Origin of the sequence: Apilactobacillus waqarii (assembly GCF_019061205.1) — a bacterium.
Classification (GTDB): Bacteria; Bacillota; Bacilli; order Lactobacillales; family Lactobacillaceae; genus Apilactobacillus; species Apilactobacillus waqarii.
In genome coordinates, this window is sequence record NZ_JAHQYH010000008.1 from 29698 (window position 1) to 46548 (window position 16851).

Annotated in this window: 16 protein-coding genes; all 16 read left to right on the top strand. The window is 37.1% G+C overall.

Annotated elements, in window-relative coordinates:
• Position 1 precedes the first annotated feature (1 nt).
• The 16 genes from KTJ72_RS05675 (at position 2) to arcD (ending at position 16846) form a co-directional block, all read left to right on the top strand.
• The gene (locus KTJ72_RS05675) at positions 2 to 784 is read left to right on the top strand and encodes a YlmH family RNA-binding protein (protein WP_041152396.1); all 783 of its coding nucleotides are present in this window, start codon (positions 2 to 4) and stop codon (positions 782 to 784) included.
• Positions 785 to 801: 17 nt separating this feature from the next.
• Complete coding sequence (locus KTJ72_RS05680; RefSeq protein ID WP_051592212.1) at positions 802 to 1443, top strand: DivIVA domain-containing protein; 642 nt, start codon at positions 802 to 804, stop codon at positions 1441 to 1443.
• A gap of 233 nt (positions 1444 to 1676) precedes the next feature.
• Positions 1677 to 4475, top strand: a complete 2799-nt coding sequence (ileS, locus tag KTJ72_RS05685) for an isoleucine--tRNA ligase (RefSeq protein WP_217304338.1) — start codon at positions 1677 to 1679, stop codon at positions 4473 to 4475.
• Between the two features lie 51 nt (positions 4476 to 4526).
• The gene (locus KTJ72_RS05690) at positions 4527 to 4730 is read left to right on the top strand and encodes a cold-shock protein (RefSeq protein ID WP_034531780.1); all 204 of its coding nucleotides are present in this window, start codon (positions 4527 to 4529) and stop codon (positions 4728 to 4730) included.
• 66 nt (positions 4731 to 4796) lie between these two features.
• On the top strand, positions 4797 to 5351 hold the full coding sequence (locus tag KTJ72_RS05695; protein ID WP_217304340.1) for an NUDIX hydrolase: 555 nt from the start codon (positions 4797 to 4799) through the stop codon (positions 5349 to 5351).
• A 22-nt stretch (positions 5352 to 5373) separates the two neighbouring features.
• On the top strand, positions 5374 to 5625 hold the full coding sequence (locus KTJ72_RS05700) for a hypothetical protein (RefSeq protein WP_034534465.1): 252 nt from the start codon (positions 5374 to 5376) through the stop codon (positions 5623 to 5625).
• A gap of 10 nt (positions 5626 to 5635) precedes the next feature.
• A complete protein-coding gene (locus KTJ72_RS05705) occupies positions 5636 to 6328 on the top strand; it encodes a 5'-methylthioadenosine/adenosylhomocysteine nucleosidase (protein WP_041152394.1) in 693 nt (230 codons plus the stop codon).
• A 17-nt stretch (positions 6329 to 6345) separates the two neighbouring features.
• The gene (locus KTJ72_RS05710; RefSeq protein ID WP_217304342.1) at positions 6346 to 7500 is read left to right on the top strand and encodes a cysteine desulfurase family protein; all 1155 of its coding nucleotides are present in this window, start codon (positions 6346 to 6348) and stop codon (positions 7498 to 7500) included.
• A gap of 1 nt (position 7501) precedes the next feature.
• Positions 7502 to 7840 carry a DUF1831 domain-containing protein gene (locus KTJ72_RS05715; protein ID WP_217304343.1) on the top strand — a complete coding sequence of 113 codons (339 nt, stop codon included), beginning with the start codon at positions 7502 to 7504 and terminating at the stop codon, positions 7838 to 7840.
• Between the two features lie 140 nt (positions 7841 to 7980).
• A complete protein-coding gene (mnmA, locus tag KTJ72_RS05720; protein WP_041152391.1) occupies positions 7981 to 9108 on the top strand; it encodes a tRNA 2-thiouridine(34) synthase MnmA in 1128 nt (375 codons plus the stop codon).
• A gap of 105 nt (positions 9109 to 9213) precedes the next feature.
• Entirely contained in the window at positions 9214 to 9870 is a 657-nt protein-coding gene (locus tag KTJ72_RS05725) for a histidine phosphatase family protein (RefSeq protein WP_217304345.1), read from the top strand.
• Positions 9871 to 9886: 16 nt separating this feature from the next.
• A complete protein-coding gene (locus KTJ72_RS05730) occupies positions 9887 to 10600 on the top strand; it encodes a tetratricopeptide repeat protein (RefSeq protein WP_217304346.1) in 714 nt (237 codons plus the stop codon).
• Between the two features lie 25 nt (positions 10601 to 10625).
• Complete coding sequence (gene recD2, locus KTJ72_RS05735; RefSeq protein WP_217304357.1) at positions 10626 to 13184, top strand: SF1B family DNA helicase RecD2; 2559 nt, start codon at positions 10626 to 10628, stop codon at positions 13182 to 13184.
• Positions 13185 to 13252: 68 nt separating this feature from the next.
• Positions 13253 to 14209 carry a ribose-phosphate diphosphokinase gene (locus KTJ72_RS05740; RefSeq protein ID WP_041152388.1) on the top strand — a complete coding sequence of 319 codons (957 nt, stop codon included), beginning with the start codon at positions 13253 to 13255 and terminating at the stop codon, positions 14207 to 14209.
• A 109-nt stretch (positions 14210 to 14318) separates the two neighbouring features.
• The gene (locus tag KTJ72_RS05745) at positions 14319 to 15305 is read left to right on the top strand and encodes an aldo/keto reductase (RefSeq protein ID WP_034531770.1); all 987 of its coding nucleotides are present in this window, start codon (positions 14319 to 14321) and stop codon (positions 15303 to 15305) included.
• A gap of 113 nt (positions 15306 to 15418) precedes the next feature.
• Positions 15419 to 16846, top strand: a complete 1428-nt coding sequence (arcD, locus tag KTJ72_RS05750; RefSeq protein WP_057198106.1) for an arginine-ornithine antiporter — start codon at positions 15419 to 15421, stop codon at positions 16844 to 16846.
• Positions 16847 to 16851: the final 5 nt, after the last annotated feature.

Here is a 16851-nt window from a genome sequence, read left to right on the forward strand (position 1 = left end):
AATGGATAAAAATATTGAACAGCATTTTAGAAAAGAAGAAGTTCCTTTCATCGATTCTTGTGCAGATTTAATTGATGAGTCAATTAATCAATATCGTCCAATCTTAACTAAGTTTTTAAATCCCAGACAGGTTTATATTTTAACAACTTTAGTTAACCGCCAGAGTGACTTGTCGGTCGCCTTTTTCGGGGGATATCCAAACTCAGAAATGAAACGTGGCTTGATATATCCAGAATACTTCGAACCATCTGAAGATGATTATCAAGTTAAGTTGTTTGAAATTAGATATCCAGTAAAGTTCTCAAAATTACGTCACAGTAAGATATTGGGAACTTTATTAGGTTCAGGTGTTGAGAGATCAACAATTGGAGATATTTTAACTGACGGAACAAGATGGCAATTCATATGTACAAGAGAAATTGCTGACTTCTTAAAAATGCAAATTAGCTCAATTGGTAAAACAAAAGTTTCACTGATTGAAACAGAATTTTCTGACGTAATTACGCCGGAGAATGAATGGAGAGATGAATCAACGACTCTATCATCATTTAGAATGGATAACTTAATTTCGGAAGGATTTAACATATCCAGAAATGATGCGAAAGAGTTAGTTAGTCATCAAAAGGTTCACCTTAACTGGGCGGTAAACAGTCGACCGGATTACGAAATTACAACACACGATGTTGTATCGGTTAGAAGATTCGGCCGCATTCGTTTAAAGCGTCAGGAAGGCCAAACCAAAAAAGGTAAATATAGAGCCATTATTTCTGTATTAAAAAAATAGGTTGGAGGAGAGATACAATGGTACTTAGCCCACAAGATATTCATAATAAAGAGTTTTCTGTAAAAATGAGAGGTTACAATATTGACGAGGTAAACGAATTCTTAGATCGTATTATCAAGGATTACCAATTAACTTTATCCGAAAATATCGATATGAAGAACCGTTTGAAACAAACTGAAGATGAACTAAAATACTATAATGGTATGAAGGATTCATTGAATCAATCAATTATCATTGCACAAAATGCTGCTGATAAGGTTAAGGTTGAAGCTCAGAACGAAGCCAACAACGTAACTGAACAATCAAGAAAACAAGCTGATGAAATTTTGAATGATGCTAGCGTTAAGGCTAAAGACATCGTTGAAAATATCTCAAACCAATCTAAAGCACTACTTATTGCAAATGATGATTTAAGAAAGACAACTGAATCATTCAGAGAAAAAATCAGAACTTTACTTGAAAGCCAAATGCAATTTGTTAATAGTCCAGAATGGGATCAAATGATTTCCGGAATTGACGGTAATTTCAACAAGGTTAACGAACAAATTAATAACCTTGACAATTTTAAGGAAACAGTTGTACAATCTGAAGGTAAAGAAATGCCAGCAGATGCAACTATTAAGATTTATCCTGATGGCTCATTCAAAGAAATTGAATAACTTGAGATAGAGAATAGAAAGCTTAGAATTCGACACAATATAGCGAGCTGACAAATGGTGGAAGGTCAGTTGTAAATCATTCTATGCAGATCACCTCTGGCTAATCTCTTTTAATGTAGTAAATAAAGATGGGATATTAAATTTTAATGTCCTAATTTGGGTGGTACCGCGGAAGACTTCGTCCCTTGTGATGAAGTCTTCTTTTTTTATAATTTGAAAAGGGAGTGTGTGTTATGCGTGTAAAAGATACTTTGAACCTAGGTAAGACCAAGTTTAAGATGCGTGGGAACTTACCTGTTAAAGAAGTTGAAAGACAAAAAGCATGGGAAGACAATCACGTCTACCAAATGAGACAAAAACTAAACGAAGGAAAACCATCATTTGTTCTTCATGATGGACCTCCATATGCTAATGGTGACATTCATATGGGACACGCTTTAAACAAGATTTCAAAGGACTTTATTGTAAGATACAAGTCAATGAACGGCTTTAGAGCACCTTACGTACCAGGTTGGGATACTCACGGTTTACCAATCGAACAAAAGCTTACTCAAGCTGGATATGACAGAAAGAAAATGGATACTAATGAATTCAGAAAACTTTGTCATGATTATGCTTTGAAACAAGTTGATCGTCAAAGAGAAGGTTTCAAACGTCTAGGTGTTACTGGTGAATGGGACAACCCATACCTAACTCTAAAGCCTGAATTTGAAGCTGCTGAAATTCGTGTATTCGGTAAGATGGCTGAAAAAGGCTTAATCTACCGTGGTAAGAAACCAGTTATCTGGTCATGGTCTTCAGAATCAGCTCTAGCTGAAGCCGAAGTTGAATATCACGATATCGAATCACCTTCAGCTTTCTACGCTGAAAAGGTTGTCGATGGTAAAGGTGTTTTAGACGAAGATAACACATACATGGTTGTATGGACTACTACTCCATGGACCATTCCTGCTTCAATGGGTATCACAATTGATGCCGGATTCGACTATGCAGTTGTTAAACCAGCTAACGATGATCGTAAGTTTGTTTTAGCTGCTGAATTAGTTGAAAAAGATGCCGAATTATTCGGTTGGGAAAATTACGAAATCGTAAAGACTGTAAGAGGTCAAGAACTAGAAGGTGTATTAGCTCAACATCCATTTATGGACAGACAACTATTAACCATGCTAGGTGATTTCGTTACTATCGATACTGGTACTGGTTTAGTTCATACTGCTCCTGGTTTTGGGGAAGATGACTACTACGTTGGTAAATCATACGGTCTAGACATCTTTGTTGATGTTGACGCACAAGGTTACCTAACTAAGGAAGCTGGTCCAGATTTTGAAGGTGTCTTCTACGACGATGCAAACGAAATTTCATTAAACAAGTTAAAAGAAAAGAACTTATTATTGAAGTACCAACCAATCACTCATAGTTACCCATTTGACTGGAGAACTAAGAAGCCGGTTATTTACCGTGCTACTGATCAATGGTTTGCTTCTGTTGATAAGATTAGAGATGACATTCTAAATGCCATCGAAGACGTTCAATTCAAACCTGAATGGGGTAAGAAACGTCTATACAACATGATTAAAGATCGTGGTGACTGGGTAATCTCAAGACAACGTGTTTGGGGTGTTCCACTACCAATCTTCTATGGTGAAGATGGTACTCCTATCATCACTAAAGAAACTACTGACCACGTCGCAGACTTATTTGCAAAACATGGTTCAGACATTTGGTTCGAAAAAGAAGCTAAGGACCTATTACCAGAAGGATTCACTAGTGAACATTCACCAAATGGTAAGTTTACTAAGGAAAACGACATCATGGATGTATGGTTTGACTCAGGTTCATCACACCAAGGTGTTTGTGCCGAACGTGATTACCTAACATACCCTGCAGACCTATACCTAGAAGGTTCTGACCAATACCGTGGATGGTTCAACTCAAGTTTAATTACTAGTGTTGCATTTAGCGGTAAGGCTCCATACAAGCAATTATTATCACAAGGATTCACTCTTGATGGTGAAGGTCACAAGATGAGTAAATCACTTGGTAACACAATTGCTCCTGATGAAGTTATTAAGAAGATGGGTGCAGAAATCGTTCGTCTATGGGTAACTTCTGTAGATACTTCTGCCGATGTTCGTGTATCAATGGAAAACTTTGTTAAGATTTCTGACTCATACAAGAAGATTAGAAATACCATGAGATACATGCTTGCCAACACTTCTGACTTTGATCCTAAGGAAAACAGTGTTGATTTTGCAGACATGAAGTCAGCTGACCAATACATGATGGTTAAGTTAAACAACTTCGTAAAAGACATTAAGGCAGACTACGACAACTTTGACTTCTTAAGTCTAAACCGTCGTCTACTTTCATTCATCAATGCTGATCTTTCAGCTTTCTACCTAGACTTCGCTAAGGATATCCTATACATCTATGCTGAAGATAGTGCGGAAAGAAGATCAATGCAAACAGTTCTATACAATGCAGCTGTTGCAATTACTAAATTAATTACACCAATTCTTCCTCACACTGCTGAAGAAATCTGGCCATTCCTATCTGAAAAAGAAGAATTCGTTCAACTATCAGAAATGCCAGAACAAATGGACTTACCTGGTGCAGATGAACTTTCATCAAACTGGCATAAGTTCATGGAAGTCAGAGATGACGTATTGAAGGCATTGGAAGAAGCTAGAAATAACAAGCTAATTGGTAAGGCTTCAGAAGCTAAGCTATCATTATTTGTAAATGATGAAGTGAAATCATTACTAGAAAACCTACACACAAATGTTGGTCAAATTTTGATGGTTTCACAACTAGAAGTTAAAGATTTAGCTGATGCTCCAAGTGATGCACAAAGCTTTAACGACGGTGTTTCAATCGTAGTTGAACATGCTGAAGGTGACACTTGTGAACGTTGTCGTCTAATCTCTACAGATGTTGGTTCTGATGCAGATTATCCACAATTCTGTGCACGTTGTGCTAAGATTGTTCGTGATAACTTCCCAGAAACAGCTACTGAAGGATTCGAAGAATAATCGATAAAAAACTGGGATTATCCCAGTTTTTTATTTTTAAGGAGAAATAATATGATTAAAGGTAAAGTAAATAATTTTAACCCAGATCACGATTTTGGTTTTCTAAAGGGCGAAGACAAGAACAAGGTCTTCTTCCATGGTTCAGCGGTCGAAAACAAGACTAGAAATGAAATTGAAATTGGTCAACAAGTGGAATATCAAATTGCACAAGGCATGAAGGGCCCACAAGCTGTCAAAATTCGTGTAATTGATTAGTCAGTCCATTGAAAAAATAATTAAATATATATAGAATGAATATATAACAAAAAAAGGGCTGATATTATGGATTTAGAGGAAAAGGTACTAGGTGTTGAGCCTAAGTACGATGGCGCAATTATCAACGTTGAAAAACAAACAGTTGAATTGCCAAATGGTGAAACATCGACTAGAGATGTTGTTCATCATTCCAATGCCGTTGGTATTTTAGTCTTAACTAAGAACAACAAGATGTTATTAGAAACCCAATGGAGAGCTCCTGTTGCTAAAGAAACAATCGAGATTCCTGCCGGTAAAGTTGATAGTAGAGACCATGGCACTGCCTTGGATACTGTAGTTCGTGAGTTGAACGAAGAAACTAGATACAAGGCTAACAACGTCAAACGAATCACCGGATTTTATTCAAGTGTTGGTTTTTGTGATGAATACATGGACCTATACTTGGCAACTGATCTGGAACCAGTTGAAGATGAATTACCTAGAGATCAAGGTGAATACTTGAGAATTAAGGAATACTCACTTGATGAAGCCATGGCAATGATTGAAAGTGGCGAAATCGAGGATGCTAAGACAATTACTGCTATTTATTATTGGAAGTTACATGACAAGATTGGTCTTTAATTAATAAAGGAGCAAGTCCAATATGATAACTAGAAAAGAGTATCAAAATAGTCAAAAAAGAAATTCTATTGACGATGATTTTATAAAAAGAGACGAACCAGTTGAGCAACCTACATTGAAGAGAACTAGACCCGAAGAAAAAAAGGGTAAGGCCCATGCAATGACAACCGAACAAAAGACAAAACGTTTAGGCAGAAGACTTAACTGGGCAATTGCATTTTTAATTCTTGCAATCATTGTCGTTTACTTAATACTAATCTACGTTAATCCTTAAGGAGATATTTATGAAATTTGGAATTTTATGTGCAATGGACGAAGAAATCAAATCATTGCTAGATAACTTAGACAACACTAAGAAAGTTGACATCAAAGAAATGACTTTCTACGAAGGTAACATTTCTGGACAAGAAGTTGTTCTTGTTCGTTCAGGAATCGGTAAAGTTGAAGCTGGTTTAACAACTGCTCAATTAATTACTAGCTTTGATGTTGATATCGTTATCAACTCTGGTTCAGCCGGTGGAATTGGCCAAGGCCTAGCTGTCGGTGATGTTGTTGTTTCAACTGAAACTGCATACCACGACGTTGACGCTAGAGCTGCTGGATACGAATACGGCCAATTGCCAGGCCAACCAGCAAGATTCAAAGCTTCAGAAAAATGGGTAAAAGAAATTACTGAAGCTTCTAAGGAAGTTGGTTTAAACGTTCAAAAGGGATTAATCGTTACAGGTGATCAATTCGTTGCCGACCAAGCAGTGATTGATAACATTCTAAAGAACTTTCCTGACGCACTTTCATGTGAAATGGAAGGGGCAGCTGTGGGACAAGTTGCTAACCAATTTGATATCCCATACGTTGTAGTTAGAGCAATGTCAGACAACGCCAACGGTGATGCTGATCGTAGCTTTGACGAATTCATCATTGATGCAGGTAAGAAATCTGCTCAAATGTTATTAGACTTATTCGCAAATCAAAAATAGAAGGGGTTTAGGTATACTTGACTGAAATCTACTTAGATAATGCCGCTACCACTCCAATGGATAAAAACGTTTTAAATGACATGTACGATAAGATGCAAAACGTTTACGGTAACGCTTCTACCTTGTACAGCATTGGTAGAAAGGCTCATACCGTATTGGAAGATAGTAGAGACATTATCGCCAACAGTATTAATGCGAAGCCAGACGAAATTATTTTTACAAGTGGTGGTAGTGAAAGTGATAATACCGCAATTCTTCAAACTGCTGAAGCAAGAAAGAATTTAGGAAACCATATTATTACAACTGCCATTGAACACGAAGCTGTGTTAAAACCACTTGCTTATCTTGAAGAACAAGGTTTTAAAGTAACTTATTTACCAGTTGATGAAACTGGAGTAATTAGTTTAGACGACTTCAAGGATGCATTAGACGATGATACCATCTTGGTAACTATCATGACTGCTAACAATGAGGTTGGTTCTCACATGCCAATTCATGAAATTGGTGAAATCTTAAAGGACCATCAGGCATGGTTCCATACCGATGCCGTTCAAGCTTATGGATTGTTAGATATTGATGTAAATGAGGACCAAATTGATTTACTATCAACATCTGCTCATAAGATTAATGGTCCTAAGATGACTGGTTTCTTATACAGACGAACTGGGGTAGATTTTCCAAGTTTTGTAAAAGGTGGAGACCAAGAAAAGAAGCGTCGTGCTGGAACAGAAAACATTCCTGCAATTTCCGGATTTGCGACCGCGGTTTCTCAAATTACACCTGAATTAAAGCACGAACTACATGATCGTTATTATGGATTCAAACATCAAATCATTGATGCTTTAAATGATAATGATATTGATTTTGTTGTTAATGGAACTGTAGAAGACAACCCGGTCCAACATGTGTTTAACATTTGGATTAAGGGGATTTCTTCAGACATCATTTTGGCTAATTTGGACTTGGAAGGAATTGCGATTTCAGCTGGTTCAGCATGTACAGCTGGAAACATTGAACCATCACACGTTTTGATGGCAATGTTTGGTAATGATACCAATCGTTCATCTCAATCAATTCGAATTAGTTTTGGTAAATTCACAACAGATTCAGAAATCGATGCCTTTACCACTGCATTAGTAAAGGTAATTAAGAGAATAAAGAAGGTTGACTAATATGGCTTTTGAAACAGCAAATCAATTACAAGGTGATTCTAAAACATACGCAGTTAGTCCTGAAATCAAAAAATTCACACTATCTGACATGGGTTTTGTAAAGACTAATGCTGGTAACTTTCAATTTGAAAGAACATTAGATCCTGAAGATCCTTACAATGGTATCAAGTTAAAGATTGTTTTTAAGAGTGATTTAAAAACATTCAAGATGAGTACCGTCACTGCAAATGGTTTAAATAAGGTTAATATTTTTACCAACAAAAATGCTGATGCATTAGTTGAACAATTCAATTTCTTGATGGATAACTTTGTGGAAAGAAAAGTTTTCGTGAGAAAATAATTAAAAAGAGGGCTTAATAGCCCTCTTTTTTGCATCTTCATTGCAATTGGTGCATTAAATGGGTTATTATATTTTTTATGGAATATACGACCTTCAAATCGTAGATTCTAAGAATCTAAAAGAAATGATGGTGATTTTAAATGGCAGACAATAGTAATACCCGTGTTGTTGTCGGAATGTCAGGTGGGGTGGATTCATCCGTTACCGCCTACCTTTTGAAGCAACAAGGATATGACGTTGTAGGTGTATTTATGAAGAACTGGGACGACACTGACGAGAATGGTGTTTGTACCGCAACAGAAGACTACAAGGACGTAGCCAAAGTTGCCTCAGAAATCGGAATACCTTACTACTCTGTTAATTTTGAAAAAGAATATTGGGATCGCGTTTTCACTTATTTCTTGAATGAATACAAAAAAGGTAGAACTCCAGATCCCGATGTTATTTGTAACAAGGAAATTAAGTTCAGAGCGTTCTTAGACTACGCCTTAGATTTAGGTGCAGACTACATCGCTACTGGTCACTATGCTCGTTTGCAACGTGATGCAGATGGTCACAACCACTTGCTTCGCGGAAGCGACGACAACAAGGACCAAACTTATTTCTTAAGTCAATTATCCGCAGAACAATTAGACCGCGTTATGTTCCCACTAGGTGACATGCCAAAGCCTAAGGTTCGTGAAATTGCAAAAGAAGCTGGTCTAGCCACTGCTGAAAAGAAAGATTCAATGGGAATCTGTTTCATCGGTGAAAAGAATTTCAAGTCATTCTTAAGTAACTACTTACCTGCAACACCTGGTAAGATGATGACTTTTGATGGTGAGGTAAAGGGTAACCATGATGGACTAATGTATTACACAATTGGTCAACGTAAGGGATTAGGAATCGGTGGAGACGGTAAAGATAACCGCCCATGGTTCGTAGTTGGAAAAGACCTTTCAAAGAACATCTTGTATGTTGGTAAGGGCTATGAAAACAAGCACCTATATGCAGATTACCTAGAAGCTTCAGATATTTTCTGGATTAATGACATTGCTGATCGTGGCAACGACTTCCGTTGTACAGCTCAATTCAGATATCGTCAAAAAGACGTTGGCGTAACTGTTCATCTAAACGATGATGGTAAGTCACTACGTGTTGATTTTGATGATCCTGCAAGAGCCGTTACACCAGGACAAGCCGTTGTATTCTACGATGGTGATGAATGTCTAGGTTCAGCAATTATCGATGCAGCATACCAAGACGATAAAGAATTACAATACATTTAAAACCAAAAGATGCTTATTCATTAAGCATCTTTTTTTATATAAACTTTGAATTTATCCGCATAAATTGAGATAATATATATAAATCAAAATGAACGAGGGATAAAAGTGAAACTTTACTTTGTAAGACATGGAAAAACTGAATGGAATCTAGAAAGCAGATACCAAGGCGCTGGAGGAGACTCCGAATTGTTGCCGGAAAGCTATAAACAAATGGATCAATTAGGTGAGTACCTAAAAGATGTTAAGTTTAGTCATGCTTATTCCAGTCCAATTAAGCGTGCTCGCATTACCGCTTATAGAGTTATCCAACACTTCCATCGCAAACCTCAATTGAGCCTATGGAACCGATTTGAAGAGTTTCATTTAGGTAAGATGGAAGGCCAAAAGTTTGACGATGTTAAAAAACAATTTCCAGAAAGTTTTGACAATTTCAGAAATCATCCAGAAAAATACGATGCCGACGAAATTGGTGGAGAGAGTTTTAATGACGTAATTAGCAGAATGCAGTATGCTATAAAACGTGTTGTAAATGAAAACGATTATGAAGATAACGTGATTATTTTCAGCCACGGTGCTGCCTTAAACGCACTAATCAATTCACTTTTGGGTGTTGAGATTAAGGATTTAAGAAAACGCGGTGGCCTAGCTAACACTAGTACAACCATTCTAGAAACAACCGATGGCGGAAAGTCATTTGAACTAGTAAGTTGGAATAATACTAAATATCTTACAAAGAAAACTGATAAAACTGACGTAATTTAATATGTAGGTGATTAAAATGGATCAAAAGTCTGAAGAAATTAAAGAAAAGCAACAAGCTGTTGAAAAGAAACGCGAAGAACAACAAAAAAAGGCCGATGAAACTCTTCATAAATTAGTTGAAGATATTGATAATCATCCAGATGATTACCGTACCTACTACGACTTAGGAAGCTTTTTAGTTCAATTACATAACTACACCCAAGCCGAAGAACTAATGATGAAAGCCTTAGGTCTATTCGCTGACAGAAGTAAGAAAGCCAAAGAAACCTTGGTATATGGACTAGGAAATGTCTACTATGCAGCCGGTGAATACGACAAGGCGATTGAACAATTCAATAACCTATCCGATGGTGACATGAAGACCGATGCCTACATCATGTTGGCACAAAGTTACATGGCCAAAGAAGATTACAAAAAGGCGGTCGTATTTGCTTTAACCGCACAAGGTTTTAGAAGACAAGACCCAGAAATAAACTACCTACTAGCAAGTAGTTTATTAGCTTTAGGAAACTTCAGTGAAGCAGCAGAATTCTATGACAAGGTCCTACAAGCTAAACCAAAAGATGGCAAGGCTAACTTTGATCGTGGAATCGTCGCAATGGTATTGGAAGAAGACTTTAACCAATACTTTGAAGTTGCTAAAAGAGCAGATCCTAAGTACTTTGAAAAGGGTCAAAAACGTCTAGCAGATATCGAAAAGTTTATTCAAGTAAAAAATGGTAAAAAATAAGGGGAGATAAGCCGTGGCAGAATCAATGAATTTGTTCTCAGTAGACGACAATGACGAACATATTGAAGACAATCAAGAGCTATTTATAAAAGGTAAAGTTGCGGCTACTTTCTTTGAAAGCCCCGATAGCTTCTTTAAGGTGCTATTGGTAAAAATTTCTGAAACAAACATTTCAGATTGGCATGAAGATGAAATTGTAATTACTGGTAATTTTGCGGATATCGCTGAAGAAAGCGAATATCAATTTTATGGTGAATTAGTTGATCATCCAAAGTATGGGAAGCAATTCAAATCAGATAACTATCAAAGCACGGTCCCAACTTCAAAAGAGGGACTAGTCGAATACTTATCTGGTGACAATTTTCCTGGAGTTGGTAAGCAAACCGCTAAACGAATGGTGGATGCTTTAGGAACCAATCTAATTTCAGATGTGTTGGAGAACAACTCATTGTTGGATCGAGCTGGATTATCCGACAAACAAAAATCAACTGTGTTAGAAACATTGAACAAGAACAATGGAATGGAACAGGTGATTATTGGACTAAACAGTTATGGGTTCGGGAGCAGTCTATCTTCTGCAATCTATAACAAGTACAAGGGTGATACCCTAAAGGTAATCCAAGAAAATCCATACAAGTTGGTTGAAGATATTGACGGGGTTGGTTTTAAAAAGGCCGACGATATTGCCAAACAAATGGGGATGTCTGCCAACAATCCTGGAAGAATTCGTGCGGGGCTAATTTATGCCCTTAAGACGCTTTCTTTACGTAATGGTGATACTTACACTCAAACCGGTCCAATCCTCGAAGAAACGCTAAAATTATTGAATAACGGTAATGCTGAACCAGTTAGTGGAGAAGACTTATCCGCTCAATTTTTAGAGTTAGCCAAGAACCAAAAGATTGTTGGTGAAGAAGACCGTGTTTACTTAAAAGAATTATATGATGATGAATGGCGTATTGCCGAACACATTAGTCGAATTATCAAGAATCCGGTCGTTAAGAAATTTGATGATGAGACAATTGATAAGAAGATTCGCTTAATCGAAAAGAAACTAAATATTAACTATGATGAATCACAAACCAATGCGTTAAAACAAGCCATCAAGTCACAAATGTTCCTATTAACCGGTGGTCCCGGAACTGGGAAGACCACTATCATCAAGGGAATTATTTACTTGTACGCTTATTTAAACGACTTATCTTTGGATATTAACAAGTACAAGGAACGTGAATTTCCAATTCTTTTAGCAGCGCCAACCGGGCGAGCTGCCAAGAGAATGCAGGAAACTACAGGAATTCCTGCCAGTACCATTCACCGTTTACTTGGATTAAACGGATATGAAGATAGTGATGAAGGGACTCAAGACATCGAGGGTGGCTTGTTAATCGTTGATGAAATGTCAATGGTTGATACCTTCCTATTCAGAGCGTTGGTACGTGCTATTCCAAACCAAATGAAGGTTGTGTTTGTTGGTGATAAGGATCAATTACCATCAGTTGGACCTGGTCAGGTCTTCACTGATTTATTGAATTCGAAACGAATTGATAGCATGCAATTGACCACCATTTATCGTCAAGATAGCAACTCAACCATTATTCCGCTAGCTCATAGTATTCAACAAGGAAAACTACCTGATGACTTTAACGATAAGCAATCAGACCGTAGTTTTATCCCATGTAATGCTAACCAAATGAGTTCAGTAATCGAACAAATTGTAAAACGCGCTAAACAAAAGGGATTCAGTGCAACCGATATTCAAGTATTATCACCAATGTATCGTGGTAATGCTGGGGTTAATCATTTAAACGAAGTCATCCAACAAATTATGAATCCTAACAATACCGATAACCAGGTAGAATATCGTGGCATTCATTACCGCCTCGGCGACAAGATTTTACAATTGGTAAATAGTCCCGAGGATAATGTTTTCAACGGTGATATTGGTCAAATTATCGATATTGAAAAAGGTAGTAAGCAAAGCTTAGATAAGATAACCGTTGCCTTCGATCAAAGCGAGGTAACTTATCAACGTAAAGATTGGATTCAAATCACTTTGGCTTACTGTACAACCATTCATAAGGCCCAAGGTAGTGAATTCAAGATGGTCATCTTGCCAATTGTTCCGCAATTTACCAAGATGTTGAAGAAGAACTTGTTGTACACAGCGATTACTCGTGCCAGTGATACTTTGATTATGATTGGGGATTATAACTCATTCCTATCATGTGCACAAAGTGAATCTGACAACAGAAATACTAGTTTGATGCAAAGAATCCAATCATTATTGGATGGAGAAGTTAAACCAGTGACAACATCTGTCAACGACCAAAGTAGTATTGTTAAAGAAGTTGCTGAAGAAAAGAAGTCACAAGCACCTGTTGATAATAAACCGGTGGAAGAACCTAAAGACAATTCAGTTTCAGATACTACGCAAAATAATGTGGCAACTGATGAAGATGAGGAATCACCTTTTGACGAGGCAACATTCGATGATAAACCAAAATCATACCGCTTAACTAAAGACATGATTTTATTGAATCAGGTTGATCCGATGATTGGGATGCACGGAATCAAACCATAATTGTTATATCAATTTGCTTTTTTTGTGGTAAAATTTAAGCATTAAAAGAACTCGAGAGGAGCACTTTCATGGTGGAGTCAATGGATAATAAAAATATGAAAATCTTTTCCTTAAGTTCTAACAGACCGTTAGCAGAAAAGATTGCCCAAACTTGTGGACTTAAGCTTGGTGAAGCAACAATTAATCGTTTTAGTGATGGCGAAATTCAAATTAAAATTGATGAAAGTATCCGTGGGGATGCCGTATACATCATTCAATCACTAAGTGAACCAATTAACGATAATATCATGGAATTATTCATCATGATTGATGCTGTTAGAAGGACTAGTGCAAAATCTATTAATGTGATTATTCCATATTATGGTTATGCTAGGCACTCTGCTAAGAAGCGTGAAAGAAAGGCAATCATTGCCAAATTAATCGCACGTGTATTAGAAAGAGCGGGAATTGACCGTGTGTTAACCCTTGATTTACACGCTGCTCAAATCCAAGGTTTCTTCAACAAACCAGTTGATAACCTAAAGGCTGATAAGCTAATGGCTAAGCACATGTTAGAAAACTACGATTTAGATAACGCCGTTGTCGTTTCACCTGATCATGGTGGAGTAGGAAGAGCCAGAGGTTTTGCAGGATTAATTGATGCACCAATTGCAATTATTGATAACAGAGATCCTGAAAACGATGCCCACATTCCAACATTCATCATTGGTGATGTTAAGGACAAGGTGGCTATTGTGGCTGATGACATGATTGACACTGCTTCACGTGCTGTAAAGGCAGCAAATGTTTTAGCTAAGAACGGTGCTTCAGCAGTATACCTTGTTACTACACACGGTATCTTTGCTGGGGATGCTATTAAACGCATCGAAGAATCACCAATCAAAAAGGTGATTGTATCCGATTCAGTTTACATTAGCGACGAAAAGAAAATTGATAAATTAGACATTGTGTCTGTAGCAGATTTAATGGGTAAGGCAATCTTGCGTATTCATAACAACAAATCTGTTGGTAAATTATTTAGATAAGAAGTTCACCCATGATTGGTTGGGCTTTTTTGTTTGCTTGTTTTCTTGCTTTGAGGGCCAATAAAATTTAAAATATAGATGTAGTATTATGAAAATTGAGGTGTTTAAAATGTATAAAGCTTCAGATGAACGATACGATAATATGAAAATCAGAAGAGCCGGAAACTCCGGTCTACAATTACCCGCATTATCATTTGGAATGTGGCATAGCTTCGGTGACGACGCCAACTTTAAAGACAGTCGCGAAGTAATGCTAAATGCTTTTGATAAAGGAATCTTTAGTTATGATTTAGCAAATAATTATGGTCCTGGTTCAGGAGCAGCTGAAAGAATGTTTGGTCAAGTCTACAAGAATGACTTGAAGCCCTACCGTGATGAACTAGTGATTACTACTAAGGCTGGTTACCACATGTGGCCTGGACCATACGGTTCATTCTCAGCTAGAAAGACTTTGATTGCCGCATTGGACAGATCACTAGAAAGAATGGGTCTAGACTACGTAGATATCTACTACAGCCATCGTTTTGACCCAAACACTAGTCTAGAAGAAACCGCCGAAGCATTGGACAGCACTGTTAGATCTGGTAAAGCATTATATGTTGGTATCTCTAACTACAATGGTGAACAAACTCGTGAAATCATTAAGTACTTCAAGGAATTACACACGCCATTTGTTGTTAACCAAGCATCATACAATATGTTAAACCGTTCTGCTGAAACAGACGGCACTATCGATGCATTAAAAGAAAATAACGACGGTTTAGTTGCTTACGGTCCATTAGCTGAAGGAATCCTAACTGATAAGTATCTAAACGGATTACCTGATGACTTGAAACTTCACTTTACTAACAGTTTCATGATGGAAAATAAGGATGAAGTTGTAAAACGTCTAAACCAATTAAATGAATTGGCTAAGAACAGAGACCAAACACTAGCTCAAATGAGTTTAGCTTGGTTATTACATGACCCAGTGGTAACAAGTGTTGTTACTGGTGCATCTGATCCTAAGCATTTAGATTCAAACCTAAAGGCTTTAGATAACCTAGACTTCACCGAAGATGAATTAACACGTATCAACGAAATTTTGAAAAAATAATTTTTAAAAAAGGAGCAGTCTTTTATGACTGCTCCTTTTTTTATATGACAAACATGGTTTAAATGCGTTATAATAGTAAATTGTTTTCAATCGTTTAAAAAAGGAGAGATAGAATGAATGATTCCGCTAAAAAGCTGAATTTAACGGAACTAATTGGTTTAGTTATTGGTTCAATCATTGGTGGAGGAATCTTCAACCTTATGCACGACATGGCATCACAAGCTGGTGTTGGGTCAGTGATAGTTGGTTGGGTTATCACAGCCATTGGGATGCTTTGTCTAGCATTCACATTTCAAAATTTAACTAACAAACGACCAGATTTACAAGCTGGAATTTACAGTTTCGCTGATGCTGGATTTGGTCACTATATCGGGTTTAACTCCGCATGGGGATACTGGTTATCAGTTTGGTTAGGAAACATTAGTTATGCGACTCTATTGATGAGTTCACTAACTTACTTTTTCCCAATCTTTGATAACGGTCATAACTTGGTATCATTTATTGCTGCTACTATTATTCTATGGGGTGGCCACTTCCTTGTGTTAAGGGGAATTCATTCAGCATCATTTATTAACACAATTATTACTATTATCAAGTTGATTCCAATCTTCTTGTTTATCGTTATTATGATTACTGCATTTAAACTAAACGTATTTACTAGCGACTTCTGGCTAATGCATGGTAAACCATTTAACTTCTCAGATGTGTTGGGACAAGTTAAGAGTACAATGCTAGTTACAGTTTTCGTATTCTCAGGTATCGAAGGAGCAGTAATCTTCTCAGGATACGCTAAGAAGCGAAAAGATATTGGTAGAGCAACCGTTCTTGGAATTATTGCCGTAACCATGATTTACATGTTGGTAACACTACTTTCATTTGGTGTTATGCACCAAGCTCAATTATCACAACTAGGTCAACCAGCCATGGCCGATTTATTACAACACGTTATGGGTAAGTGGGGTGCTATCATCGTAAACATTGGTTTAATCATCGCTGTATTGGGTGCATGGTTATCATGGACAATGTTTGCTGCGGAAGTGCCTTATGAAGCTGCAAAAGTTGGGTCATTTCCAAAATTCTTTGCTAAGGAAAACAAGAATGGAACTCCCGTTAATTCACTAATCTTTACTAACGTGTTAGTTGAATTATTCATGGTTTCATTCTTCCTAGCATCAAGTGCTTATAACTTGTTTTTATCAATTTCAAGTTCAGCGGTGCTAATTCCTTATGCATTCTCAGCATTATACCAAGTTAAGTATTCATACCTTGATAAGGGTGCTAGCGACCGTAGACGTAATTTAATTCTTGGAATTATTGCTAGTGCATATTCCATTTGGTTGATTTATGCAGCTGGATTAAACTACATTCTATTGACCACAATATTGTTTGCGGCAGGGCTACCAGCTTATTGTTACTTACAAAAGGTCGATAATAAAAAAGATCATATTTTTACCAAACTAGAAAGATTATTAGCGATAGCATTGGTTATTTTAGCCGTAATTGCTATTTACGAACTAGTCACTGGTGGAATTACCATATAAAAAAA

Coding starts and splice junctions, on each gene's coding strand:
- ileS (WP_217304338.1), top strand. CDS start 1,677: ATGCGTGTAAAAGATACTTTGAACCTAGGTAAGACCAAGTTTAAGATG.
- KTJ72_RS05715 (WP_217304343.1), top strand. CDS start 7,502: ATGGCTTTTGAAACAGCAAATCAATTACAAGGTGATTCTAAAACATAC.
- KTJ72_RS05690 (WP_034531780.1), top strand. CDS start 4,527: ATGATTAAAGGTAAAGTAAATAATTTTAACCCAGATCACGATTTTGGT.
- recD2 (WP_217304357.1), top strand. CDS start 10,626: ATGAATTTGTTCTCAGTAGACGACAATGACGAACATATTGAAGACAAT.
- KTJ72_RS05700 (WP_034534465.1), top strand. CDS start 5,374: ATGATAACTAGAAAAGAGTATCAAAATAGTCAAAAAAGAAATTCTATT.
- KTJ72_RS05705 (WP_041152394.1), top strand. CDS start 5,636: ATGAAATTTGGAATTTTATGTGCAATGGACGAAGAAATCAAATCATTG.
- KTJ72_RS05745 (WP_034531770.1), top strand. CDS start 14,319: ATGTATAAAGCTTCAGATGAACGATACGATAATATGAAAATCAGAAGA.
- arcD (WP_057198106.1), top strand. CDS start 15,419: ATGAATGATTCCGCTAAAAAGCTGAATTTAACGGAACTAATTGGTTTA.
- mnmA (WP_041152391.1), top strand. CDS start 7,981: ATGGCAGACAATAGTAATACCCGTGTTGTTGTCGGAATGTCAGGTGGG.
- KTJ72_RS05680 (WP_051592212.1), top strand. CDS start 802: ATGGTACTTAGCCCACAAGATATTCATAATAAAGAGTTTTCTGTAAAA.
- KTJ72_RS05740 (WP_041152388.1), top strand. CDS start 13,253: ATGGTGGAGTCAATGGATAATAAAAATATGAAAATCTTTTCCTTAAGT.
- KTJ72_RS05730 (WP_217304346.1), top strand. CDS start 9,887: ATGGATCAAAAGTCTGAAGAAATTAAAGAAAAGCAACAAGCTGTTGAA.
- KTJ72_RS05675 (WP_041152396.1), top strand. CDS start 2: ATGGATAAAAATATTGAACAGCATTTTAGAAAAGAAGAAGTTCCTTTC.
- KTJ72_RS05695 (WP_217304340.1), top strand. CDS start 4,797: ATGGATTTAGAGGAAAAGGTACTAGGTGTTGAGCCTAAGTACGATGGC.